Origin of the sequence: Prevotella sp. oral taxon 313 (assembly GCF_003043935.1) — a bacterium.
In the GTDB taxonomy this organism is placed as follows: domain Bacteria; phylum Bacteroidota; class Bacteroidia; order Bacteroidales; family Bacteroidaceae; genus Prevotella; species Prevotella jejuni.
This window is the reverse complement of the sequence record NZ_PYXE01000001.1, coordinates 1,456,917-1,482,086: the sequence shown is the minus strand read 5'-3', so window position 1 is coordinate 1,482,086 and position 25,170 is coordinate 1,456,917. Positions and strand designations below refer to the sequence as shown.

The following is a 25,170-nucleotide window of genomic DNA, read 5'->3' as shown; positions in this document are numbered from 1 at the left end:
CAGAGGATGAGTTGAGGAGAACGCTCTTGAGTGATAACGAGTTACATGAATAATAAATTATCAATTACGTTTCAATTTATATTTCATTATCGAATCTAATAATGAAATGGCTGATTCCTCCATCTGAGCTGTGATATGTTCAATCTTAGAGAGGATGTAATTGTAGAATACTTGTAGTACAAGGGCAACGATGATACCGAAGATGGTCGTAATCAAAGCCACCTTCATACCTGCTGCTACAATTGTAGGACTAATGTCGCCAGCCTCTTGAATTTGGTCGAAAGCCATGACCATACCGATAACTGTTCCAAGGAATCCAAGTGAAGGAGCCATTGCGATGAAGAGTGTAATCCATGAACAACCCTTTTCAAGATTGGCACTTTGAACACTACCGTAGGAGGTCACGCTGCGTTCGATGTTCTCTATAGAATCGTCGATACGGAGTAGTCCCTGATAACAGATGGAGGCCACCGGACCACGTGTGTCTCGGCTCAATTCCTTGGCTTGCTCAATCTCGCCTGCATCAATCATATCTTCGAGTTTTCCAACAAATCGTTTGGCATCTATCTCAGAAAGACTAAGGTAGATGATGCGCTCTATACAGAACGCTAACCCCAGTACTAATGCTAATGCTACCAGCGACATAAAGCCCGCATTACCCTCGATAAACTTCCTTTTCAACGACTGATGGAAACTCGCATCCTTTGTTGCTGAAGTCTTTGCGGTCGTAGTGTCTGCCACACCTGTCTCATTCAAAGCATCGTCAGAGAGCGTGTCAGCTGTAGCAGCCGTCGCTGTTGTTGTTGGTTCTTGAGCGATAACAATGGTCGAACAAGTGAATGCAAGAATTGTTATGAATGAAAACAACGCTATTAATTTCTTCATAATTGTATAACCTGTAGTGGTTCTCCTTATTATAATAAAGGCATTGCTGCCCCTGTTTATGAGAGGTTCCAGCCTTGAAAAGAGGAGGTTGAATAGTCTCTCTGATTGTCTGCGCAAAGGTATATAAAATTGTAATAACAGCCAAATCTTTGTACTTGAAAAGACTCAAAACCGTTACTTCTAAGTGTTTCTGACGTTGGATAGCTTATTCGTCGAACTTTTTAAGGGAATAGGATATTAGTTTGTCATGTTAAGAAAGCGGTGATGAAGCTCAGAAGATGCCATCTATTTTAGTCATAGCTATGGAAAACCTGTTTGTTATTGGAATTATGTAAGGACAAACAGGTTTTCATGTTACGCTAATGTCGTCAGTCGTTATTTCTTGTCATCAGACATAGTTGCGTTGTGTTCTTCGGCTTTTTGTGCCTCTTTATTAGCTTCTAATGCGTTCTTTTTACGGTGATATTGCATGACTTTCTTGCCAAACAATGCCGCCATTGAGTCAGCTGAAAGATAGCGCATAGAGCCAGAGTCGAAGCCAACAGAGTCCTGTGGGATGCGGTGCCCCTGCTCATCAATGGTATCTTTATAGATGTATAGTCTGCCATTGAAGATATGCCAGCTTGTATAAACCGTCACCTTCGGGTATTCAACAGGGCTTTCATCTTCCAAGGAGTTGGCTTTCATGACATAACCCACGGGTGAAGCCTGGTTATAACTCTTCAGAGTAAAGCCGTACTCACGTGGGATAAACAACGCTGCCTTCATGGAGTCGCTCATTCCTGCTAATATCTCCTCCTCCGTTTTGGTAGGGTTTGGCTTTAACTTAGGCAATACTTGGAATGTCCATGTACCTTTCATCTGTTCGAGATCAATCACCATTTCAGCCTCGAGAGGGTCTATGGGATTAGGAACAATTGCCAGAGCGTCACCAATCTGAGGTGAGCCATAAACCATGCCGTTGCGCTTTGCCGTTACAATGTCAAACTTTATGGGGTCGCCTCCCTCGTTAGGTAAGAGAACAATCACTGAGTCAGAACAGCCATCACATGCCAATCCATAGCGTGTACTGTCTCCTTTCAATTGTACCTCGACGTCTATAGCACCATGATCGCCAGTCGATACTTGGTTATAACATGCCGTGAGAAAGAACAGTACAGAGCTTAAGAGAGGAAAAAACAATTTCTTCATGTATTTACTTTTAGACTGCAAAGATAGTCAATTATTGCAAAAAATATTAGTAGTCAGCCGTTTTTTGGAAATTTTTATCTAATTTTGCAAGTCAGATTGCAAGTGGTAATCTCTTCAATTAGGTAATTATTGAAACATATATGGGAAAGAAAATTGAGTTCAGTCTCATTTATCGAGACATGTGGCAGAGCTCTGGTAAGTTCCAGCCACGTAAGGATGAGTTAGTTCGTATCGCACCAGTCTTCGTTGAGATGGGCTGTTTTGCACGTGTAGAGACCAATGGTGGTGCATTTGAGCAGGTTAATCTTTTAGCTGGTGAGAACCCAAACGAGTCTGTACGTGCCTACACCAAGATTCTGCATGAAGCTGGTATCAAGACGCACATGCTTGACCGCGGTCTGAACGCATTGCGTATGTATCCTGTACCTGATGATGTTCGTGCGATGATGTATCGTGTAAAGCATGCACAGGGTGTGGATATCACTCGTCTCTTCGATGGTCTGAACGACATTCGTAATATAGCTCCTGCGTTGAAGTGGGCTAAGGAAGCAGGTATGACTCCACAGGGTACACTCTGTATCACTACCTCTCCTGTTCATACAATTGAGTACTACTGCAAGTTAGCCGATGAGGAGATTGCAGCTGGTGCAGAGGAGCTTTGTTTGAAGGATATGGCTGGTATTGGTCAGCCAGCATTCCTTGGTGAGTTGACACGTCGTATTAAGGAGAAGCATCCAGACGTTATTCTTGAGTATCATGGCCACTCTGGTCCAGGTTTGTCAATGGCTTCTATGCTTGAGGTAGCGAAGAATGGTATCGATATCCTTGATGTTGCTATTGAGCCACTGTCATGGGGTAAGGTACATCCAGACGTTATCTCTGTACAAAGCATGTTGAAGAACGCTGGTTTCGACGTACCAGAAATCAACATGGATGCCTACATGAAGGCTCGTGCTATGACTCAGGAGTTTATTGATGAGTGGTTAGGTTATTTCATCAATCCACAGAACAAGATTATGAGTTCACTGCTTCTTGAGTGTGGTTTACCTGGTGGTATGATGGGTTCTATGATGGCCGACCTCGGTGGTATCCGTTCAACGATTAACAATCTACGTAAGAAGAAGGGCGAGCCAGAGCTTTCAGTAGATGATATGCTCGTTAAGTTATTCGATGAGGTAGCATACGTATGGCCACGTGTTGGTTATCCTCCATTGGTAACTCCATTCTCACAATACACTAAGAACATCGCTCTTATGAACCTTCTCACCCTTGAACAGGGTAAGGGACGCTTCGTAATGATGGACGATTCTATGTGGGGTATGATTCTTGGTAAGAGTGGTCGTGTACCTGGTGAGATATGTCAAGAACTGAAGGACCTTGCTAAGCAGAAAGGTTTCGAGTTCACTGATGCTGACCCACACACACTTCTTCCTAACGCACTCGACGATTTCCGCAAGGAAATGGACGAGAACGGATGGGATTACGGACAGGATGATGAGGAGCTCTTCGAGTTGGCTATGCACCCAGAGCAGTATCGTAACTACAAGAGCGGACAGGCTAAGAAGAACTTCTTGGCCGACCTTCAGGCTGCAAAGGATGCTAAACTCGGTGCAAAGGTAAGTCCTGAAGAGGCTGCAGCGTTCAAGCATGCTAAGGCAGACGCCATTGTCTCTCCTGTTAAGGGACAGCTCTTCTGGGAGTTCCAGGGTGATGGTGAGGCTGCTCCAGCCATCGAACCATTCATTGGTAAGGAATATAAGGAAGGCGAAGCGTTCTGTTATGTTCAGGCTCCATGGGGTGAGTTCGTAACTATTCCTGCTGCCCTCGGTGGTAAGTTGGTTGAAATCAACGCTAAGCAGGGTGCTAAGGTTAATAAGGGCGACGTTATTGCTTACATCGAAAGAGAGCACGACGCATAAAGAAACAATATCATAATGACTGAGCTACGGTTCTTCGTTCATGGCGGCACGAGCTGTCTGAGTGGGGAGGCGTGGCTCTTTTTTGTTGTATGGACTATCAAGCAATCATTCAGAAGTATTATCCAGAGGATAATGAGTTGCGTCATATCCTCCTTGTTCATAGTCGTTCTGTAGCAGATAAGGCACTTGCCATAGCCGACCGACACCCTGAACTCTCTCTCGATAAACAGTTTCTTGAGGAGGCTGCCATGCTACATGATATCGGTATTATTCGTTGTAATGCACCTGGTATACAGTGCTTTGGTACCGAACCTTACATCTGTCATGGGCGTATCGGTGCTGAAATGTTACGTGCCGAGGGCTTCCCTCGTCATGCTCGTGTCTGTGAACGACATACGGGGGCGGGGATTACTCGTAGTCAGATTATAGCTCAACAGCTTCCTTTACCAGCCCAAGACTTCTTACCAGAAACGATGGAAGAGAAAGTTATCTGTTATGCTGATAAGTTCTTCTCAAAGACTCATCTTGATAAAGAAAAGACTGTTGAACAAGCTATTGCGAGTCTTTCTAAGTTTGGAGAAGAGGGAGTTGAACGCTTTCGAGAGTGGGTCAAGATGTTCTAAAACAGTTTTTGACCGCCTCTTAGAGTCATTCCATGCAGGGAAAATAGCAGTTGTTTCGTCTATGACCTACGCTTATTCAGCTGATTTAATATACGCATAATAGTTTTAATCATTATTTCTTTGTACTTTTGTAGTATGATAAGAAAGAATCCATATACAGAGGAGAAATATAATCATTATCGAGTGACAGAGTCGGCTCCTTTGCTTGAGTGGCTACTTGCTAATCTTAAGGAAAGTAAGAGTAAGGTGAAGGCTACACTACAGAACCGTGGTATTAAGGTGAATGGTAAGTGTATTACGCAGTTCGACCATCCGCTGAAAGTAGGCGACAAGATTTCTGTCAGTAAAAGTAAGAAGAACGACCTCTTCCGCAGCCGCTACGTTAAAATCGTCTACGAAGACCGCTTCTTGGTTGTAATAGAGAAGAATATCGGTATTCTATCGATGGCTGCTGGCCACTCTTCGTTGAATGTGAAGACTGTTCTCGATGACTATTTCCATAAGACAAAACAGAAGTGTTCGGCGCATGTAGTCCATCGTCTCGACCGTGACACATCGGGACTGATGATCTATGCTAAGGATATTCAGACAGAGCAACTACTGGAACATGACTGGCATAACATTGTCTACGATCGTCGTTACATTGCTGTAGTCAGTGGCGAGATGGAGCAGGATGAGGGCACGATAGCCAATTGGTTGAAGGATAATAAGTCGTATATCACTTATAGTTCACCTGTAGATAATGGGGGAAAGTATGCTGTGACACATTTTCATGTGCTCGATCGTACAGTCTCACACAGTCTTGTAGAGTATCGATTGGAGACCGGACGTAAGAATCAGATACGTGTCCATTCTGCCGATATGGGTCATCCTGTGTGTGGCGACGTTAAGTATGGTAACGGAGACGACCCTCTTCATCGTCTTTGTCTACATGCCTACGTACTCTGTTTCTACCATCCTATCACCCATCAACGTATGGAGTTCGAGACGCCAGTACCTGCTATGTTCAAACACTTGTTCAAATAAAGCATGCTTGAATGGAGAATTTACAGTATTTCATAGCCCTCCTTGCCGTATTAGTTATCGGTCTTATCCTTATTAAGAAGATAACTGGTTGCATCTTTCGCATCGTTATTACGCTTGCAATTCTTGCTTTTGCCTATTGGGCTTTGACTGGTTCACACGTCCTTTAGACGGTCAGTAAGGAATTATTTACGTGAAAATAAATATTTATTCTCACGTAAATAATTATTTTTTTTCATGAAAGTAAATCTTTTCTTTCATGAAAGTAATTCCTTCGCCGAGCCCATTTAGCCTCGACTCTTCTGTCTTTTAATAATATAATAAGGTGAGATAGCAGTGGAGTAAAGGTCTATCTCCTTAGCTTGTTATGCCTTTTGGAGGTTGACTTATAGGTAGTTATCTTTCTACTTAATACTTATTAAACGCAAAAAGCCCTGTTCCTTTTCGCCTTATAGATAGTAGGCAAAGGGGAACAGGGCTTAGTTTTTTAGTCTTGTTATATGTTGGTTATTTAGTCATAGCAGGATAGAGTACGAACTCAAAGCTTGTTGGCTTAACTGGTACACGATACTTCTCAGCAACACCAGGACCACATGTAGCAGTACCTACACCACTCTGGTTAGCATCTAAGTGTACGGTTAGCAGACCGTCACGTGAGAGTTGGTTGATATGCGTTGCACGGTCGATAACACTGTCAGAGAATGGAGTCACAGAGAATTGGAATGGTGTCTTTGCGGCTACCATAAGGCGGTTACGTGTGTCAGAGAGCGACATCCAGCGCACATCAGTACGATTACCCGTTGCTTGTGGCTTCACATAATAGTGGAACATAGCCTCAGCTGTCGTCTTGTAGTGCCCAATCAATCCAGCTTCCTTACGGTCGTTATAAGTCTCAATATCGCCACGACCATTGTATTCAACCTTGCCAAACGTGTCCTTTACACGGAAGGTAAGACCGATGCGAGCAAGCGACTTGACGGCAGCAGTGTCTGGTGTGAAGTCTACCTTCACGGCTAATGCACCGTTCTTCTGTGGTTGATAGGTGAAGACTGCCTTACCGATTATGTTGCCATTCTTGCCTATCACGTCAGTTTCAGCACGTGTTATGTCTTTACTTCTACTAATCTTTGTAACCTTCTGACTGATAGAGTCGATGCCATCCTTATGCCAAACTCTTACGCCATATTGGTCGCGACCATCGTTATCGGTGGCTGGCCGGTATAGACTTAGGCTCAATGGAGTATCGAGGAACTCTTGGTTGCCACTCTTTAATGAGGTTAACTCGCCCGTTTTCTCATTCACTTTGTAGGTCATGCGCTGCTTCTCACGTGGGAGGAAGGCAGTGCAGTCGTTAGCTTTCTTCAGTACAAACTGGTCATAAGCCACTACGTCATTCTTCGTGATGATAAGTGCATCGCTGACAGGCTGCCATGCAAGGTTGAGATAGAGTTCCTTCTGTGTGCCAGTAGCAATAGATGGCAGCATGATCGTCGTTGACTCGTGTGGCGCACAGTCTACGTGTTGTGTACCCTTTGAAACGATATTACCGTTTTCATCTACAACTTGCCAGTTAAGTTGATATTCATTCAGATTGGTGAAATCAAACCAGTTCTTAACCTTTATCGTAATCCCTTTCTCGGTTGAAACGAGCTTAGACTTGATGTTCTGATAGATTTTCTTTACCTCAGAGAGATGTGGGTGAGGGGTGCGGTCGGCAGCGATAAGACCATTAGTACAGAAATTGTCAAAGCTTGGTACGTCCTTTGGACCGTAGTCACCACCGTAACTCCAGTACCAGTTGCCGTACTTATCTACCTCACGGAACGACTGGTCGACCCAGTCCCAAATACTTCCACCCTGTAAGATAGGCTCCGACTCGATTAAGTCCCAGTAGTCCTTCATACCTCCACAGCTGTTACCCATCGCGTGAAGATACTCGCACATGATGTATGGACGTGTTATGTCGGTACGTTTTGCGTATGCTTTCATGTGGCCGAGAGACTGATACATAGGGCAGTAGATGTCTGTATTGAAATTCTCCTCAGCTCGTTCATACTGAATAAGACGTGTCTTATCAGCATTCTTCAGCCAGCGGTAGGTGTTTTCAAAGTTCACTCCGTTGCCAGCCTCATTACCCAATGACCAGATGATGATACTTGGATGATTCTTAGAACGCTCATACATGCGACGTGTTCTGTCCATGTGAGCCTTCAACCAAGTACTGTCTTTTGCCAAAGACTCCTTACCATAGCCCATTCCATGAGACTCGATATTAGCCTCGTCGATGACATACAAGCCGTATTTATCACATAGTTGGTACCAATAAGCATCGTTAGGATAGTGTGAACAGCGCACGAGGTTGATGTTATTCTGCTTCATCAAGCGAATGTCCTGTTCCATGAGTTCCTTGCTCACGGTGCGTCCCAACTGTGAATGTTCATGTCTATTAGCACCCTTCACGAGGATAGGTGTTCCGTTCACGCACAGCTGTTTGTTCTTAATCTCAATCGTTCTGAAGCCCACCTTACTGCCAGTTTGCTCGGTGATATTGCCGTTCTGGTCTTTTAATGTAATAAGTAAGGTGTAGAGGTTAGGGTGTTCAGCACTCCAAGCAGCAACGTTCTGAACAGTTTTTGGGGTGAAATCTACCATTTCATCGTTGTTCTTGCCATTGACAGCCATGTCTTCTGAGAGTACAGTATTGCCTTTTTCGTCAGTCAGAACATAGCTTATAGTGCCATTGCCAGCCCCCTTAATATTAGTAGAAAGGCTGAAATTACCCTTGAATGAGCCGTTGTCCTGCTTGTCAACACCTGCTGCTACGTTGTAATCGGCAATATACTGGGTTGGAGTAGCATAGAGATAGACATCCTGTTCGATACCACTTATGCGCCAATAATCCTGACATTCGAGGTAAGAACCTGCTGCCCAACGATAGACCTCCATAGCAATAGTGTTCTCGCCATCGTGCAGATACTTTGTAATATCCCATTCTGACGGCATCTTCGCCCCCATGTTATAACCAATGTAAGTGCCGTTAATCCACAGATAGAAGAACGACTTAACACCTTCACAACAAAGAACAATGCGGCGGCCCTTCCATGTTGAAGGGATAGTAAATGTACGTCGGTAGGAGCCAACTTCGTTTTGTGCGTATGGAACGAGGGGAGGGTTCTTCTTAAACTGAAAGAGTTTATCATCAAATTCGTAGGTTTCATTGACATAGATAGGCAGCCCATAGCCCTGACGCTCCCAGTTTCCTGGTACGTTAATGTCGTTCCAACCCTGCACGGCAAAGTCGTTTTGGAAGAAATCCTTTGGTCTTTTATCTGGATTCTTGGTCCAATGGAATTTCCATTTGCCGTTGAGTGTCATGTAATAAGCCGACTGCTCATATCCACCTGGTTGTTGTAACTTTTCAACAGAACTGTATGGTAGGACGTAGGCATGCGGTTCCACCTTATTTAAACCTGTTGTGTACTGACTCTGCCACTCTGGGTAAGTGGTCTGTGCAGACATGCACAGTGGAGTAAACGCTCCAATGAGGAGTGCATAAAGTTTGTTCATGTTTATGTTAGGAATGTGTTTGTTTTCTGTTGATTTAGTCGAGTCCCAGCAAAGAGACCACTCTCTAAATACCCTATTTAGAGAGTGTTATCTCCTTGTCGTGGATGGTGTAATGGAAAGATATGGTATAAGAAAGTCCGTCTAAGACGTTTTCTATATCCTTATTCCTCTTGATCACACCTGTATAAGTCTTTTTGTGGTCTAACTTAGAGTCTATGGTTATCTTGTAGTCATAGAGCTGCTCGAGTATACGAGCAATCTCTTTGAGTTGCATGTTATTGAACGGTATCATGTTATCACGCCATACTGCGTCAGCAAGGGCGTAGCTGTTTTCTTTTGTGATAGTCTTAGAGTCTTTGCTAATCGTAGCTTTTTGGTTAGGGTGAAGGATAACTTTTCCCTCGCCATTATGCCCAGTCACCTCAAGTTTACCTTCTATCAAGCTGATAACATCTTTACCTTTAGCCCCTTGGTCTTTGAAGTTGAAGGTTGTTCCTAACACCTTTGCAGACGAAGCCTCACTACTAACAATAAATGGTTTTGCGGCATTCTTTGTGACATGGAACAACGCTTCGCCTTTCAAGTTCACCTTTCTTTCATTGCCTTCAAAGCTCTCTGCGTAGCTAATGGTAGCCCCTTTGTTGAGCCATACAGTTGAACTATCAGGTAAGACAACTTTCTTCACCTCGTTCAAAGCAGCGACAGTGATTGTTTCGGTGGACTGACGGAGATAAGCAAAAAGTCCTCCTCCAATCAAGAGAACTGCTACTATCATCGCTGCAGCATAACGGAAGAAATGTAATCTATTGTTTTTTATTGTATGTTCCTCGTGCTTATCAATCTGAGCAAATAATCTGTTCTCAGCCTCTTCGACCTTCTGTGGTGAGGCAACAGAGCTATTCTTTCCTAAATGGAATGCCAACTCCATCTCGAAGAGTTCCTTTTGATTCTCCTCCGAGTCTGCCAACCACTGGGCTAACTGTTCCATCTCTTTGGCCGTTGCCTTACCAATAAGATAGTCTTTGATGGTTTTGTTGTTTATTTTATTCATTCTTCTTCTCTTTCAACTAAGGCTTGTTGCCTTTAAAACTTTGGTCGGTAGTTTTCCAACCAGTCATTGTTATAACAACCTAAAAGCCCTTTTTACGTAATAGTAAATAATAAAAAATGTTATAGAAGTTACTGTTTTGTAAGTTTGAATACGTGTTTACCATAGCGTTTCCATTGTTAATGTGGATTTCTTTTCATGATGAAAAATATTTTTCTTCACGACAAAAAATATTTTTCTTCACGACAAAAAATATTTTTTTCATGAAAATAATTTCAGCAAGAAGATGTTCTCTCCTACGATAAAGACTTTATGAATGACGTTTCAGCCTTGCTCTTAGCGTCTTCACAGCCTTGTAAAGATGCACTTCAACCGTTCGGATTGAGATACCTAACTGTTCTGCAATTTCCTTATTCTTCTTGTCATGCTGATAACTCAGTATGAAGACCTCACGACATTTGGCTGGAAGTTCTCCGATAGCATCATTGATTTGCTTCCTTGTCTCCAATCCCTCGATATAATTCATCACGTCGTTCGTTTCAGGGTTATAGTAGTCTAACTTGAACTGGGTAATCTTCTTTACGCTATCAGCATGATTATTGACAACGGTGCGATGCTTAATGACGTTAAGGGCCTTGGTATAGACGATACGATATAAGAAGGCTTTAATATGGCTTTCATCGTCAATATCCTCCTTGCGCTTCCATAGTTCCATAAAGGCTTCTTGTACGATATCTTCTGCCTCATCGTCTTGTACAAGACGAGTAGCATAGAAGGAGAGCGAAGGATATAGTGCTCTAAATATCTGTCGAAACCTTTGTTCTGGTAATGTCATTGTTTATTCTTTAACCCTACTTAGTCTGTTTCAGTCCTGTCAACAGTTACCTTTTTGTGATAGTCATAGCAGGAGAATTCTAATAATTATGAACAAAGATACACTATTTATGCTTGTTAAGACGAATGAAGGGGTTAATTTATGTGAAATGGGAGCATGTCAACCTTATTAAATAAAGATAATTGACTATCTTTGTGTATGTAAACTTGATGTTTTGTTAGTGTAATGTAATATTAATACTATTTGAACTGATTTACATGGTGATAGTTAGTCGTCTGAAAGTATTACTTTCCCTCAGAGTGATTATGTGTGCCTTTCTCTTGTTGATAGGTGTACATAGTGGTTCTGCGCAGGTGTCACTAACAACAAACCAAACCAACTTAAAGACAGTTATTCAGCGTATAAAATCGAAGACAAAATATCGTTTCTTTTATGATGATGAACTGAAAAAGCATAAAGTTAATGCTGTTTCTATCAGTAATTTATCTATTGACTTTGTTTTAGACAGACTTTTTGAAGGTACAGGGATAACGTATAAAATAATTGATAACGTCATTTATTTAAAGAAAGAAAAACGACCCGTTCAAAGTATAGAAACTAAAGAAAAGGGGACAACTGTACGTCAGCATGTAGAAAAACCATTTGTTGCTCCTACAATATACACTTACTATGGTCAGATACAAGACATTTCAGGAAACCCACTCATCGGTGCTACTGTAATGATAAAAGGCAGTTCTAAGGTGAGTACGGTATCTGATTTAGAAGGTAAGTTTGTACTTAAAACAGAACGTCCAAGTCCTGTGTTGATGATTTCTTGCATAGGTTTTGAAACAATAGAGAAGCGTGCTGAGAGTCGAGAAAACCAACTCTTTGTCTTAAAGGAGAGCCTTTATGAATTAGACAATATCTTTGTGACTGCCTTGGGTATAAGCCGTTCTCGCCCTGCGCTGAACTACAATGTCAAGCAGATGGACGGTGAAGACCTTAATAAAGTGAAGACAGCTAACTTTGTTAATGCCTTAGCAGGAAGGGTCGCCGGTGTGTTTGTTAACGAGTCAGCAGCAGGAATGGGTGGTGCGGCAAGGGTTGTCATGCGTGGCCCAAAGTCTTTGGCACAGAGCAACCAGCCCCTTTATGTAGTCGATGGTATTCCCATTAATAATCGAAGTAATGACGATATAAAGAGTGGTATCTACTCTTTACAGCCCGGATCTGAAGGTATATCGGACATCAATCCTGATGATGTAGAGAGCGTGTCCGTACTTAGCGGTGCAGCAGCAGCGGCCCTCTATGGTTCGGCAGCAGCACAAGGAGCGGTGATGATAAAGACAAAGTCGGGTAGAGTAGGGAAGACCTCTGTAGAGCTTTCTACAAGTACTCAGTTCCTTTCCCCCTTTGTTTTACCCGCATTTCAGAATGAGTATGGCAACAGAAGTAATGAGATGAAGTCATGGGGGGCGAAGCGTCTCTCACAAAAGGAGGGTTACACACCAAACGATTTCTTCCGTACTGGATTAAACCAAACCCATAATGTCGCTCTGACAGCAGGTACTGAGCGTAATCAAGTGTATCTGTCATTGGGTTCGACCACCGTACATGGCATTATACCGAACAATGATTTCCACCGGTATAACTTCTCGTTTAAGAATGTGTTCTCAACCTTCCATGATAAGTTAAGGCTTACCTTCTCTTTTAAGTATATTCGAGAGAATGATAAGAACATGTTGGCTCAAGGACAGTATTTCAACCCTCTCACCTCAGTTTACCTCTTTCCACGTGGTGAAAGCTTTGATGCTGTGAAATCATTTGAGGTGTTTGATGTTGCACGTAATGTCTATCTGCAGAATTGGAGCTATGGAGATGACCTAAAGATGCAGAACCCCTATTGGGTTGCCAATCGTATGGTGAAGACGACAAAGCGTAATCGTTACCTCACAGACCTTAGCTTAAAGTATGATGTCACAAGGGCCTTCTCACTTGAAGGGAGGCTCCGTTGGGATGAAGCTATCAATAAGTTAGAAGACAAACGATATGCTTCAACACTTGACATCTTCACTCATTCGCCTTACGGATATTATAGTTATAGTAGGGCGAACGACCGTTCTATCTATGCAGACATCATGGCTAATATCTCAAAACAATGGACTGACCTGTCGTTTATAGCCAATATTGGTAGTGCTTTCACCCATACATCCTATGATATAACAGGTTTTCAAGGAGGATTGAAACCACCATCAAACCTCTTCACACCCAATGCCATTGATTATAGTAGAGTGTCGGGTGACAACCGTCCTATCTTCGATTTGACTCGACATGCTATCCATTCCGTACTCGGCAGTGTAGAGTTAGGATGGCAGGAGAAAGTCTATCTGACTGTGACGGGGCGTAATGACTGGGATTCATCACTAAGTAATACAGCACAACAATCCTTCTTCTATCCCTCAGTGGGTATGTCGGCTATCCTCTCAAAGATGCTGAAATTACCTGCGTTCGTTGATTTCTTGAAATTCAGAACTTCGTGGGCGTCAGTTGGTTCAGCCATCTCACCTAATATATCTTCAGCTTGGCGATATGAGTATATACCCTCAACAGGTACGTATCATACGGTCACCTATAAGTTTCCAGACAATTTCTATCCAGAGCGTACGAACTCCTTAGAAGCAGGTGTGACCGCAACCCTGTTTAAAGAAGCACTGTCTGTGAAGTTTACTCTTTACCAATCAAATACGAAGAACCAGACCTTCTTACGACAAATCACACTTGGTGGTGCTTATAACCGTGAGTATATACAGGCAGGAAACGTGCGGAACAGAGGATTAGAACTTACTGTTGGCTATAATAAGAAATGGACTGATTGTCGCTGGTCTGTGAACATGAGTTACAGTATGAACCATAACCGGATAGTCAGACTACTTGATAATCCAAACGAGACACTGCGACAAGGCGGACTAAACGGATGTGAAGTTATCTTGACACAAGGTGGAACAATGGGTGATCTCTATACATTTACTGGTTTTAAGCGCAATCAGCAAGGTGACATCCAAGTGAATGCTGACGGACAGGTGATGCAGATAGAGCTACCCACACCACGTTTAGTTGGCTCTGTCTTACCGAAAGCTCACCTTGGACTGAACAATACTTTCTCATGGAAAGGCTTAGAGTGTAGACTGCTGATAACAGCCCGCTTGGGGGGAGTTTGCGTCTCACAGACACAAGCCTTTATGGATTCGTATGGCGTATCACAGAAGACTGCTACGCAAAGAGATAACGGTGGTGTAGTTGTTGGCAGTCAGTATGTTCCGACAGAGAGGTATTACACCGTCGTGGGAGGTGAGACACCTATTTGGGATGAGTATGTTTATGATGCTTCTAATGCCCGAATAAAGGAAGTCTACCTTAGTTACACCTTCGACAAACTGATACGTGGAGCAAAGCTGTCAGTGGCTTTGACGGCCCGAAACCTTCTGATGTTGTATTGTAAAGCACCTTTCGATCCAGAGGCAACTCCCTCTACGGATATTTATTATCAAGGCTTCGATTATTTCATGCAGCCAAGTCAACGCTCATTGGGATTTAGTATCAACGTTAAACTCTAAGGTTATGATGGTTAGTAGAAAGTTATTTCTCTTCTTCTTATGTTTACCAGCAATCTTCCCTTCATGTACGGGACGTTTTGTTGATATCAACCGTCCGGGTAGTAAACTGTCGCCAGATGAGTTAAAGCGGGACAACTATGCCGTTGGTTCCTTCCTTATTCAGATGCAAGGAGTGGCTTTTCCAGAGCAGGAGAATGCCTATCAGACGATGATAGACTTTGTGGGTAATTATTTGGGACGATACACAACCTACACGAAGGAATTGCCGAAGAACCATACACTCTTTAATGCCAGTAATGCGTGGTGTGCGTGGCCTGCATCATACGCTCCACCTATTGTGTCGGCCTTTAACGAGGTTGTTAAACTGAATGGTAAGGAGAATGTAACATACGCATGGGCTTTGATACTTCGTGCACAAGCATTCCTGCGGTTTACAGATATCTACGGACCCTTCCCGCTCAGTATGAATAATGGCAGTGACGAGGTCTATTCTTCTCAGCGTGACATCTATTTACAATTGATAAACGACCTGAATGAAGCGACTACTCTTATTGCTTCTGACACACATCTTGCGCAGGAACGAGAGACGTTGGCGTCCTACGACCTTGTCTATAAGGGTGATTTCAATCAATGGCGTAAGTTTGCTAATTCGCTCAAATTGCGTATTGCTGTGCGTATAAGTAGTGTAGAGCCTGTCATGGCACGCTCTTTGGCTGAACAAGCGGTGAGGGATGGCGTTATAGAAGAGAACGAAGACAACTGTACAATAAGTTATCATAAGTCGGGTTTATGGACTACTGCTGTCTCGTGGGGCGATAGTCGTATCTGTGCTGACATTGAGAGCTATATGACAGGATACAAAGATCCACGCATGAGTAAGTATTTCTTACAGCCAATCTCTACTGGTGTACGTAGATTTATAGGTTGTCGTGCGGGTGCTCCGATAGGAAGTAATGTTGTTGCGAAGCGACTTTACTCCACGGTTAATGTGTCTCAAACAACACCAGGGATATGGCTCACCGCCTCTGAAATGGCTTTTTGCAAGGCCGAGGGAGTCTTGCGAGGATGGAATATGGGCGGAGGTACGGCCAAAGAATATTATGAAGAAGGTATCAGACGTTCGTTTAGTCAATGGGATGCAGATGGAGTTGCAACCTATCTAATGGATAATACGTCAACAGAAGCTAATTATATTGATGCTATAGGGGGCTATGGTGGAGATGCTGTGAAGGTCTCTACGATAACAATAAAATGGGATGATAATGCCACTATGGCTGAGAAGATGGAGCGACTGATAACTCAGAAATGGATAGCACTATACCCCAATGGACAAGAGGCATGGAACGAGATTCGCCGTACGGGTTATCCTCATATATTTGCTATACCCCAGACTACAAACGGCTATACACTCTTGACGCCCAATAGAATACCCTTCGATAAGAATCAACAAATCTATAATCGACAAAACTATACCAGGGCTGTGGAGCTCTTAGGTGGTCCTGATGATTATGCAACACGCATGTGGTGGCAGAGATAGCACCTTATAGTAGGTTAGGCAATGACCATCATGATACTATTCAACTGATTCTTATAGTGGAGTGGTGCCTTAGTACTTTGGATACGGAGGATTGATACACAAGGTGTAGAGGCTTATCCCGCATGTTTCGCAACATAAAACAGGAGATAGACTATCGTAGGAGAAGGAATGGCTGAAGCTTAAGAAAGAATAAGATAATCCTGTGTTAAATTACAGTCGAAGCCTTTAGAGACTCTGTGTTTTTTCCTTTACAACGTTTGGTAATCTCTGCTTTTATGTTTACCTTTGTTCTTTGAACATAACAATCATATTATTACCAAATTATCTTTCGGCTATGGAGAAGAAATATTTTGCCCCTTCTGAACTGATTATAAATGCAGATGGGAGTGTATTCCACCTACATTTGAAACCAGAGAACCTTGCAGATAAGGTCATACTCGTTGGTGACCCAGGGCGTGTGGCACTCGTTGCTTCACACTTTGAGAATATAGAATGTGAAGCATCCAACCGTGAGTTCCGAGCTATCACTGGTACTTTTCGTGGAAAAAGAATCACCGTCTTGAGTACGGGTATTGGTTGTGACAATATAGATATAGTAGTAAACGAACTCGATGCACTTGCTAATATCGACTTTAAGACACGTACTGCGAAAGAGACATTACGCCAGTTGACATTCGTGCGCATCGGTACTTGTGGTGGACTGCAGCCTTATACACCTGTTGGAACCTACATTGCATCTGCCAAGAGTATTGGTTTTGACGGCTTGTTGAATTTCTATGCTGGTCGTAATCAGGCTTCTGACCTTACGTTTGAAGCTGAGTTTAAGAAGCAGGTGGGATGGGACTTGCAGATGGGTAACCCTTATGTGGCTTGTGCGGATAAGGAGTTATTGGATAGAATAGCGTCTGATGATATGGTACGTGGCGTGACGATTGCTTGTGGAGGCTTTTTTGGACCACAAGGACGTGAACTTCGTCTACCATTGCAGGACCCTAAATTGAATGAAAAGATAGAAAACTTCTCTTATAACAATATGCAAGTAACTAACTTTGAGATGGAGTCTTCGGCTCTTGCTGGCCTTGCAACGCTCATGGGACACAAGGCTGTAACCGTCTGTATGGTTATTGCTAACCGCCTTGCTAAGGAAGCTAATGCAAGCTATAAGAATACTATAGATGGCTTGATAGAGAAGGTGTTGGAGAGAATATAAGATACATTCTTTATGAATAAACAAACAGACAAGATATTACAAACGGCGTCATCAACATCACTGTCTACTGTTGTAGGTGGCAGTGATGTTATTTGTTCTCTTGCCACTCAGCCTGGCGGGGCTATAGGAGTTATCCGTGTGAGTGGCGAAGAGGCTATAGAAATAACGGATAAGGTCTTTCATAGTGTACGTGGACGGCATTTGCAAAATGCGAAAGGGAATACCTTATATTATGGTGAAATCCTTGATAAGGAGGGAAATACCATTGATGATGTTCTGGTTAGCGTCTTTCGTGCGCCTCATAGTTATACGGGTGAGAACAGTACGGAGATATCTTGTCATGGTTCTGCTTATATCCTTAATCAGGTTGTTAAGGCACTTATTGATGCTGGATGTCGCCAGGCTCAACCAGGAGAGTACACCCAACGGGCCTATCTGAATGGTAAGATGGACCTTAGTCAGGCTGAGGCTGTGGCCGACCTCATTTCTGCTTCAAACCGTGCTACGCACAAGGTAGCATTGAGTCAACTTAAAGGTCATTTCAGTTCGGAGCTATCAATCCTGCGTGAACAGCTGTTGAAGATGACATCCTTATTAGAGTTAGAGCTCGACTTCTCCGACCATGAAGAGCTTGAGTTTGCTGATCGAACAGAACTGAAAGCATTGGCAGAGACGATACATCAAAAGATTAAGACACTCACAGACTCCTTTGAAACAGGTAAAGCATTGAAGAAAGGTGTACCTGTAGCCATAGTTGGTAAGACAAATGTGGGTAAGTCGACCCTTTTGAATTGTCTCCTTCACGAAGAGAAAGCCATCGTGTCGAATATTCATGGTACAACTCGTGATGTCATAGAAGATACAACAGAAATAAAAGGAGTTACTTTCCGTTTTATAGATACGGCAGGCATTCGGCATACTGACGACCAAATAGAGAAGTTAGGGATAGAACGTGCATATCAGAAGATGGATGAGGCTGCTATTGTCTTATGGGTTCTTGACGAGCAACCTACAGTAGAAGAATGTGCAGAGATGCAACGTCTGACACAGGGGAAGCACTTGATTACTATCTTTAACAAAATAGATAATAAGACAGTTGAACCCAAGTTAGTAGGGGCAGGATTGCATACTGTCTATATCTCTGCAAAGTTAAAGCAGAATATAACAGCCTTAGAAGAAGCTATCTACGATGCAGCTGATATTCCTGAGATAAACGAGAACAGTGTTATCATAACTTCAGCGCGTCATTACGAAGCATTAACTCATGCCGATGAGTCTATCCTAAGAGTGATAGAAGCACTTGATTTTGGACTTAGTGGCGACCTTGTTAGTGAGGACTTACGCATCTGCCTTTATCAACTTGCTGATATCACAGGTGGCCAGATTACCCCACATGAAGTACTTGGAAATATCTTCAAGCACTTTTGTATTGGTAAGTAAGGGTTTAAGATAGTTTACCCATGTTGCATCGTAATTCCTTTTTATTGAGAGATATAACCCTCTTGATCATAACCTTTACGCTCATGATGAATGAGGTCTATCAATTGTTGGATTTCTCTTCTGTCTGATTTAATATCTTTATAACGAGCATATTGTTCGTTATAACGGCTTGTTGAGCCATATCTTAACCGTGAGGAGATATCTTCTGGGATTAAGATAGATGTGCGTCCTATGCCTAAATGCTTCTGAAACTCAGATAGGAATATATGAATACCAGCCAAATCAAAGTCGCCAAAGTGGATATATAGATTGGGAATAGATGCCAGCCATTCTCTGAGATCAGTTGATTGTGGATAGCGTGAGACGAACAGTACCTTTTGTGAAAGGCTGTGTTTATGTAGGTACTCATCGAAGAAGAGCCTTTGTTGACGAACTTTTCTAAAATTCTCCATATTCTCAATTCCAATGATAGTTACATCTTCTGGAATTGTAAAAGTTCTCCAATCAGAAACAAATAAGAAACATCCTTCTTGCGGATTGATGATAAATGGCTCTTCATTCAATCGACATTCAATAGGCTCATACGTGTTCACTGGGAACCCAGGACACGAACGTACAGTCACGAGCTTAGAGTTTCCTGTCTCGCTTGCCATAGAACTTCTTGAGTCGAAATTATCGACATTTAAAATACGATAGTTCTCATCCTTGTCAATGAGAAACCTCTTTAATGCTTCGATGTTATTTGCACGATACGACTTTCTCGATCCATGTATAATGATTTGCAATAGACCTTCCTGAATAAGTTCTGTCAGTAGTCTATTACTTATCCTTGAGCCTGCAACAGTCTCACCAGCTGTCAACGCTTGTATAGATGCACTTATTGCCATAGTCTTTCGATGTTATATTCTCTTCAAGAGCTTCTCTACTTTCGTCTTTACACCATGCTTGCTTAGTAGGTAGGTGTACCGATAATCATACGGGTTGTAGGATGTTGGCGAACTATTTATTAGATAGATATTACGTGAGTTGGCAAACTGTAAGATGCCTTTAATGTTGTTTGGATGTAGACGACCAATCTCATCCATCATACAATGGACGATGAAATCACCACTCTTGCGTGCCGCCTTCTTCTTGAAAACATTGATAAGCATGATGTTAACCATAGCTTTCACTAAGATGTCTGTTCCGTCTGAACCAACGTTATTAATGCGTTCTACCCAGCTTGTGTCATTGTCGTTCTCCTTCACACGGAACTGTAGACGGAAGGCATCTCCCAATGAAACGATGTTACGATTAGGTTCGTTTTGCAACTGATGAGCTAAGCTTTTCAAGTAGTCTACAACCTTTCGGTTCACTTCATCACGATTATCACTTGAGAAGAGGTTCAGTTCTCCTATAGAGAGGGCGTTCTCTACGCAGTAATCATGGATTGATATAAGCAACTGCATAAGCTTGTCTGACGACTCATTTGCCCTTAATTCTATGCTTTTAATCACCCCTGCAAAGTTCTTCTCGACAAAGTCTCGATTGATGTCAAGGATTACTCCATCTACATCAGAACGACGTTTCATCAACGCTCCAACCTCTGTTGAGATACGACCTAAGATGTCTTTGTAATGTTCACTGGTACGTCTTCGGTACTCTTCTATCTTGTTGTTATCGATAAACTCTTGTAAATCAACAGCTATCTGCATGTAATCATCATCAGTGACAGGCGTTGTATTGAAGTGAAAAGCATTCTGTGGCTTAAAGTTACGATTGAAGTTTACAACGGTTCCCTTTAATGTTTCAATAGCTTCTCGTTTCTGATTAATGGTGCCTCTCAGCTGACTTAACAGCTGTAAACAGTCTAAGTGAGTAGATTTCACCTTGTTATCAGCGAGATAGACAGTAGGTACTAAGTGTTCGTTCTCTATAACTTGATGATATTGGCTTAGTCCATCTCGTCTATGTGCGAGGTCTTTCTGGAAAGCCCTCTGTTGGTCTTCACATGCTTGCTTCTTCTTTTCTATGCGTATTCGTTTGTCTTCGTAGCGTTGTTGCAACATAATAAGTCGCTGCGTAATCTCCTTTATATTGTTTCTAATATCAGCTTCTTTAGAGAAGAGAGTCTCCACCGCATCTTCGTATTTAATAACGTCATTGCGGTCAGTTTCTATCTGTTGAAGTAGCTTGTTAAGCTCATCAAGTGCTTTGCGATATTCGTTCAGTAGTTTTATGTCTACTCCTTTGCCTTCAAGCTCAGCCCTCTGTTGTTTGTCGAGTTGAGTCTTTTGATTTTCAAACTCTTGATTATGCGCTTCAGCTTCAATCTTTTGTTGCTCTTGGAAAGCATGAAGCTCATTATTAAGCGCCCTTACAGACCTATTGAAAGCAGCATCAAGTTCCTTCAAGTCCTTTTCGTTCTTAGCATCATTCTTTGCTTGTCTTTCTTTTTCAGCTTCAACTTTAAGAGTGGCATCATTGAATGCACGCATACGTAACTCTTGTTCGCTTGAAATTATTTCCTGCTCTTCCATCTCTAATTTATGCTGTTGGTTTTGCAGGTTCTGTCTCTTCGTTGGTATTTGTTCAGCTTCCACTCTAAGGCGAGTAGCATCCTGACGTAATGGTTTAAGTAGATTACCATATTTCTTCCCGAGTTTGGAAATGTCCTCTTGAAGGGTTATAGGCAGTTGTGATAACTGTCTATTTAATAGCTGAAGTTGGTCTTCTAATTTCTTTTTCTCTGCCCGATACTCATCAGGAGTACGGTGAGTTGACTCAATGTTATCCAAGTTGAGTTTTACTCCAAATAGGTTGTCTGTTTTATTGTCTAACGTTGGCTCAAGTCCTTGGGCATAGAGTATGCGTTCTTCATCTACAACTTTTCCAATCGTATCTTCCCACCCTTCAGCGTTCTCACATAACCAATGATAAAGCGAATCATCTAAATGTGACAGCAAGTCGTTGATTCTTGCAATCTCATTACGGCATATCGTGCGTTCGTCTTCCAACCGCTTTTGTTCCTGCAAAGAGGCCTGTTTCAATTCAGCCTCTTTCATTTCGAATTCGTTAGTCAGCTTGTCTATTTGAATTCTTACAGTTGTCTGCTGTGCCTCATTATCCTTTTCATTGATATCTAATTGTACCAGTTGTTCCTTCACCAGCTTGATATCCTCCTCTTTAGGGTGCCATTGGCGCAGTTCTTTAAGTCTACTATCCGCCCTATGTTGCTCTGTAATAAGTGATTGAAGGCGTTCGTTAGACTCATGTATCCAAGTACGATACACGCTCATAACCTGGTTTCTACTCTTAGAACGCTCTTCTTCGTAGCGATTACGTTCTTGTTGTAGCTCTGTTTGCTTTGCATATAAAGTCTCCTTCTGCCCATTGATAAATGCTTGATGAGCATTTTCAAGTTTCTCTTTAGCGATGTTATATTTATCAGCTATCGAAGCATTCGTTTTGAGTAAATCGTCCAATAGCATTTGTTTCTCAGCCACCTCGTGCTTTAAAGACTTCTCACGAGCGTTAAGTGCAACCTTTTCTTTTATATTGATAGCATCGAAATACTTCCGTTTCTCAGCAATCTCTTTCAGTTTACTATTCTTCCCTCCAAGGTCTTGATTGAGAGCGTCTTTCTCTTTGTCATAGTCCGTTTTTAGTTCCTTCTGACGTTTATTCTCTTTCTCAATATTGTTTCTTACATCTACAAGTTTACTTTCCAATAATGGTATCTGTTGTTCATCATCTGCTACAACATAGTTGAGCATGTGCCATACATCAAGTAGTTGCTGGTCGAACGCTACTATCTTACGGCCTTGCTCAGCTATTTTCTGTGCTTGCTGACGTACAGGAAAGATTCCATCACGTGTTTGTTGAAACCAGCAGTCAATCTCATCGTATTCTCTTTCAAAGTCTGTTACCAGTCTTCTGTACGTTTGTAAATCAATAGGATGGTCTTCGTCAGCCATTGATTGGATAATAGTATTCTTCACAAAGTCGGCATCCAACTTCGTGTTAAGGAATACATTTTGAATACTTCGGGGTATATTTTGATAATGAGCACTCTGTACTAAGGCGTAGCGAGTAAACTTATGGTCATGCGTATTACCAAAGATAATATCCTTAAACATCACCCCAGAGTCTATTCTTGCCGACACACTCACATTCTTATCAATACGTTCACGTATCTTGACCCAGTCGCTCAGCACTTGTTTCCCATTGTCTATGAGCCACTCCCTTTGGTAGGGAGCATCAATAAAGCGCCAAGAAGCACGTCCTTGGTATCGGTTGACTAATATGGTATATGCGCCATTGTCGCGCATTACCTCATAGAGGATATGCGAGTTAGATTGGCGGAAATAGAATTCATCAAACGACTTCTGGCCTTGTTGAATACCCAACTTATGTTTGTCGGCATTGTAGAAGAATAGTAGTGCCCTTAGTACTGTACTCTTTCCAACGCCCTGTGTTCCCGTAAAGTGCACGTTACCATCTACTGATATTTCAGCGTATGGAATATTCGCACTATTGATAAATATGATTCTATTCAGGTATTTCATCTTCGTTAGCTATTTGAATCATGTTAACCAATTCCTCGGCATAACGGAATGCAGAGGTTATCTTAAAAGTCTCATCTTGGATGTTGACACACTCAGAAAAGCCCATGTTTTGCATCTCTTGGAGTAGTTTGTTCACTATCTCTTGATTTGAGCCTGCGCCATACTTCTTAAACAAGTGGTTGGCTTTCTCCTTTAGTTCGATGTCCAGACTGATTTGTTCTATCAGATGACCTTTGCGAAACTGGTAGCCAGCCGAGAATGCTTGATTGTAGCATTTAAGGAAGTCAAGATAGTCAAGCCACTTAGAGAAGCTCTCTAACTTTTGTTCTGTCGCTTGCTTTCCTTCTCCTATACGAGAGAAGTAAAAGTACCCATTGCCTTGTTCCAATTGTAGACCAATCTCCTTAAAGTAGTCTGCATAATCTTCAAAGTTATCTTCTAAGTCATCATATAGATGACGGATAGAGTTGTCAGCACTATCCACAGAGAGGAACTCTCCACGGATTAAGCGTTCATATATTCGTTGAGTATTATTTCGCATATATAATAGGATATTCAATGTTTTGGTAAGTTGCGTATTCTCCTGTCAGTTTACATTCATCAGGATGTAGGATGACAAGTTGGCAAAAGAGGGTCGCATGATCTTCTATTTCACGTTTTGTTGTGTAGTTATATCTGAGGATGAACTCAAATAGATTGTAGCTTGATGCTGCAAAGGCATTCCATATTTCAGTAGGGTCAATCTCTTTCAAAAGTTGCACTTGCTCTTGTAAGTCTTCCTGTGTCAGCGGTTCCGCTTCTATTCGTGACGTCTTCTGTATGCCGTTACGTTCTGCTATCCTTCTTAAAACCCGCCCTATCTCGTCATTCTCTCTCAGTGCCTCCAATGAAAGACGTATCTTACTATATTGTCGTGACTCCATCCATAGTGGATTGTTGTCTTCTAATACTTGTGTTATATTAGTCTCTGTCTTGATGAGAAGCTGGTCCTTTAGATACTTTAATTTGCGTATCTTCTTGTATAGTTGGTTCTGTTGGTCTATTTGATTGATATAGACAATAATCTGCCTGTCTATCTCCATCAGTGCATGATAAGCTTCAACGAAATCGTGCCTCACGGTGCTACAGGTCTTAGCCATGTGTGGGTCATTGGCCATAATGAAGAAAGCTTGCTCGTTGTCCATTAGCTTCTCACATTCACGTATCATCGAACGAATACTATGGCTTTTCTCATCAAGGTGCTGTAGTTTCGTTTTCTTATTGAGATAGTTGGGTTCTTGCTTATAGGTGTTATCCATGTTTCGTTTCAAGTCCACCACATTCTTCAACGTCCTAAAGCCTGTTTTCTTCAAGAGTTGGCGCACACTATCTTGATAGCCTGCCCTTCTGTTTACGTTTGTCTCTTGTAGGAAGTAAGTGATATGTTCCTTTAGCGTATTGATACATTCCTGTACGCTTAGCACACTTATCTCTTCGTTCACATTCAGAACCTCCTCGAAGAAATTAAGATAGTCGCTCTCTATTTCAAGAGAACTGCCTGTTTCTACCAGTACTCCATAGTCAATGAGCCTACTTAGTCGGCTCTCGTTTCCGCCAACTATCTCCAGTGCTATTGCTTTGGGATACTTCATTAGCTTTCGCTTCTCAAACATCTCACTCAGTAGTCGCTGTTCGCGTGAGAGTGTTTTAGTAAGTTCTTCTATTGTTCTAAAGTGTGACAGTATGTCCATGTGCTTGTTTTATATATCA

At 42.2% G+C, this 25,170-nt stretch carries 17 protein-coding genes; 8 read left to right on the top strand and 9 right to left on the bottom strand.

The features are described 5' to 3' along the window. Window positions 1–60: 60 nt before the first annotated feature. Window positions 61–885 carry a MotA/TolQ/ExbB proton channel family protein gene (locus AXF23_RS05710; RefSeq protein ID WP_107624624.1) on the bottom strand — a complete coding sequence of 275 codons (825 nt, stop codon included), beginning with the start codon at window positions 883–885 and terminating at the stop codon, window positions 61–63. A gap of 375 nt (window positions 886–1,260) precedes the next feature. Continuing rightward, window positions 1,261–2,076, bottom strand: coding sequence for a hypothetical protein (locus tag AXF23_RS05705; protein ID WP_107624623.1), 816 nt, complete (start codon window positions 2,074–2,076; stop codon window positions 1,261–1,263). 140 nt (window positions 2,077–2,216) lie between these two features. On the opposite strand from AXF23_RS05705, the gene AXF23_RS05700 reads away from it, so the two are divergent. The 4 genes from AXF23_RS05700 to AXF23_RS16070 all read left to right on the top strand — a co-directional run bounded on the left by AXF23_RS05700 (window position 2,217) and on the right by AXF23_RS16070 (window position 5,811). Beyond that, entirely contained in the window at window positions 2,217–3,995 is a 1,779-nt protein-coding gene (locus AXF23_RS05700) for a biotin/lipoyl-binding protein (protein WP_107624622.1), read from the top strand. A gap of 89 nt (window positions 3,996–4,084) precedes the next feature. Beyond that, the gene (locus AXF23_RS05695) at window positions 4,085–4,618 is read left to right on the top strand and encodes an HD domain-containing protein (protein ID WP_107624621.1); all 534 of its coding nucleotides are present in this window, start codon (window positions 4,085–4,087) and stop codon (window positions 4,616–4,618) included. Window positions 4,619–4,753: 135 nt separating this feature from the next. Continuing rightward, window positions 4,754–5,644, top strand: coding sequence for an RluA family pseudouridine synthase (locus AXF23_RS05690; RefSeq protein WP_107624620.1), 891 nt, complete (start codon window positions 4,754–4,756; stop codon window positions 5,642–5,644). An 11-nt stretch (window positions 5,645–5,655) separates the two neighbouring features. Further along, a complete protein-coding gene (locus AXF23_RS16070) occupies window positions 5,656–5,811 on the top strand; it encodes a hypothetical protein (protein ID WP_009012894.1) in 156 nt (51 codons plus the stop codon). Between the two features lie 337 nt (window positions 5,812–6,148). Here the strand turns inward: AXF23_RS16070 and AXF23_RS05685 are convergent, their stop codons facing one another. From AXF23_RS05685 to AXF23_RS05675, 3 genes are all read right to left on the bottom strand, one after another. Continuing rightward, window positions 6,149–9,208, bottom strand: coding sequence for a glycoside hydrolase family 2 TIM barrel-domain containing protein (locus AXF23_RS05685; RefSeq protein WP_107624619.1), 3,060 nt, complete (start codon window positions 9,206–9,208; stop codon window positions 6,149–6,151). A gap of 73 nt (window positions 9,209–9,281) precedes the next feature. Continuing rightward, window positions 9,282–10,259 (bottom strand): FecR family protein, encoded by a 978-nt coding sequence (locus AXF23_RS05680; RefSeq protein ID WP_107624618.1) that lies wholly within the window; start codon window positions 10,257–10,259, stop codon window positions 9,282–9,284. 307 nt (window positions 10,260–10,566) lie between these two features. Further along, window positions 10,567–11,091, bottom strand: coding sequence for an RNA polymerase sigma-70 factor (locus AXF23_RS05675; RefSeq protein ID WP_107624617.1), 525 nt, complete (start codon window positions 11,089–11,091; stop codon window positions 10,567–10,569). Between the two features lie 257 nt (window positions 11,092–11,348). Between AXF23_RS05675 and AXF23_RS05670 the strand changes: the two genes are divergently transcribed. From AXF23_RS05670 to mnmE, 4 genes are all read left to right on the top strand, one after another. Continuing rightward, window positions 11,349–14,687: a SusC/RagA family TonB-linked outer membrane protein gene (locus tag AXF23_RS05670; protein ID WP_107624616.1), complete on the top strand. Its 3,339-nt coding sequence runs from the start codon at window positions 11,349–11,351 to the stop codon at window positions 14,685–14,687. A 4-nt stretch (window positions 14,688–14,691) separates the two neighbouring features. Continuing rightward, window positions 14,692–16,224 carry a RagB/SusD family nutrient uptake outer membrane protein gene (locus tag AXF23_RS05665; RefSeq protein WP_107624615.1) on the top strand — a complete coding sequence of 511 codons (1,533 nt, stop codon included), beginning with the start codon at window positions 14,692–14,694 and terminating at the stop codon, window positions 16,222–16,224. 334 nt (window positions 16,225–16,558) lie between these two features. Then, a complete protein-coding gene (locus tag AXF23_RS05660; RefSeq protein WP_107624614.1) occupies window positions 16,559–17,434 on the top strand; it encodes a nucleoside phosphorylase in 876 nt (291 codons plus the stop codon). 12 nt (window positions 17,435–17,446) lie between these two features. Further along, the gene (mnmE, locus tag AXF23_RS05655) at window positions 17,447–18,874 is read left to right on the top strand and encodes a tRNA uridine-5-carboxymethylaminomethyl(34) synthesis GTPase MnmE (protein WP_233251243.1); all 1,428 of its coding nucleotides are present in this window, start codon (window positions 17,447–17,449) and stop codon (window positions 18,872–18,874) included. A gap of 41 nt (window positions 18,875–18,915) precedes the next feature. On the opposite strand, the gene AXF23_RS05650 is transcribed toward mnmE, so the two are convergent. From AXF23_RS05650 to AXF23_RS05635, 4 genes are read right to left on the bottom strand one after another with little or no spacing between them, the layout of a single operon-like run. After that, complete coding sequence (locus AXF23_RS05650; protein WP_107624613.1) at window positions 18,916–19,761, bottom strand: DUF7281 domain-containing protein; 846 nt, start codon at window positions 19,759–19,761, stop codon at window positions 18,916–18,918. A gap of 12 nt (window positions 19,762–19,773) precedes the next feature. Then, on the bottom strand, window positions 19,774–23,421 hold the full coding sequence (locus tag AXF23_RS05645; protein WP_107624612.1) for an ATP-binding protein: 3,648 nt from the start codon (window positions 23,419–23,421) through the stop codon (window positions 19,774–19,776). Further along, a complete protein-coding gene (locus AXF23_RS05640) occupies window positions 23,405–23,962 on the bottom strand; it encodes a condensin complex protein MksE (protein ID WP_107624611.1) in 558 nt (185 codons plus the stop codon). Before AXF23_RS05640 ends, AXF23_RS05645 begins: the two co-directional genes overlap by 17 nt. Beyond that, window positions 23,952–25,151 carry a hypothetical protein gene (locus AXF23_RS05635; RefSeq protein WP_107624610.1) on the bottom strand — a complete coding sequence of 400 codons (1,200 nt, stop codon included), beginning with the start codon at window positions 25,149–25,151 and terminating at the stop codon, window positions 23,952–23,954. Before AXF23_RS05635 ends, AXF23_RS05640 begins: the two co-directional genes overlap by 11 nt. Window positions 25,152–25,170 lie beyond the last annotated feature (19 nt).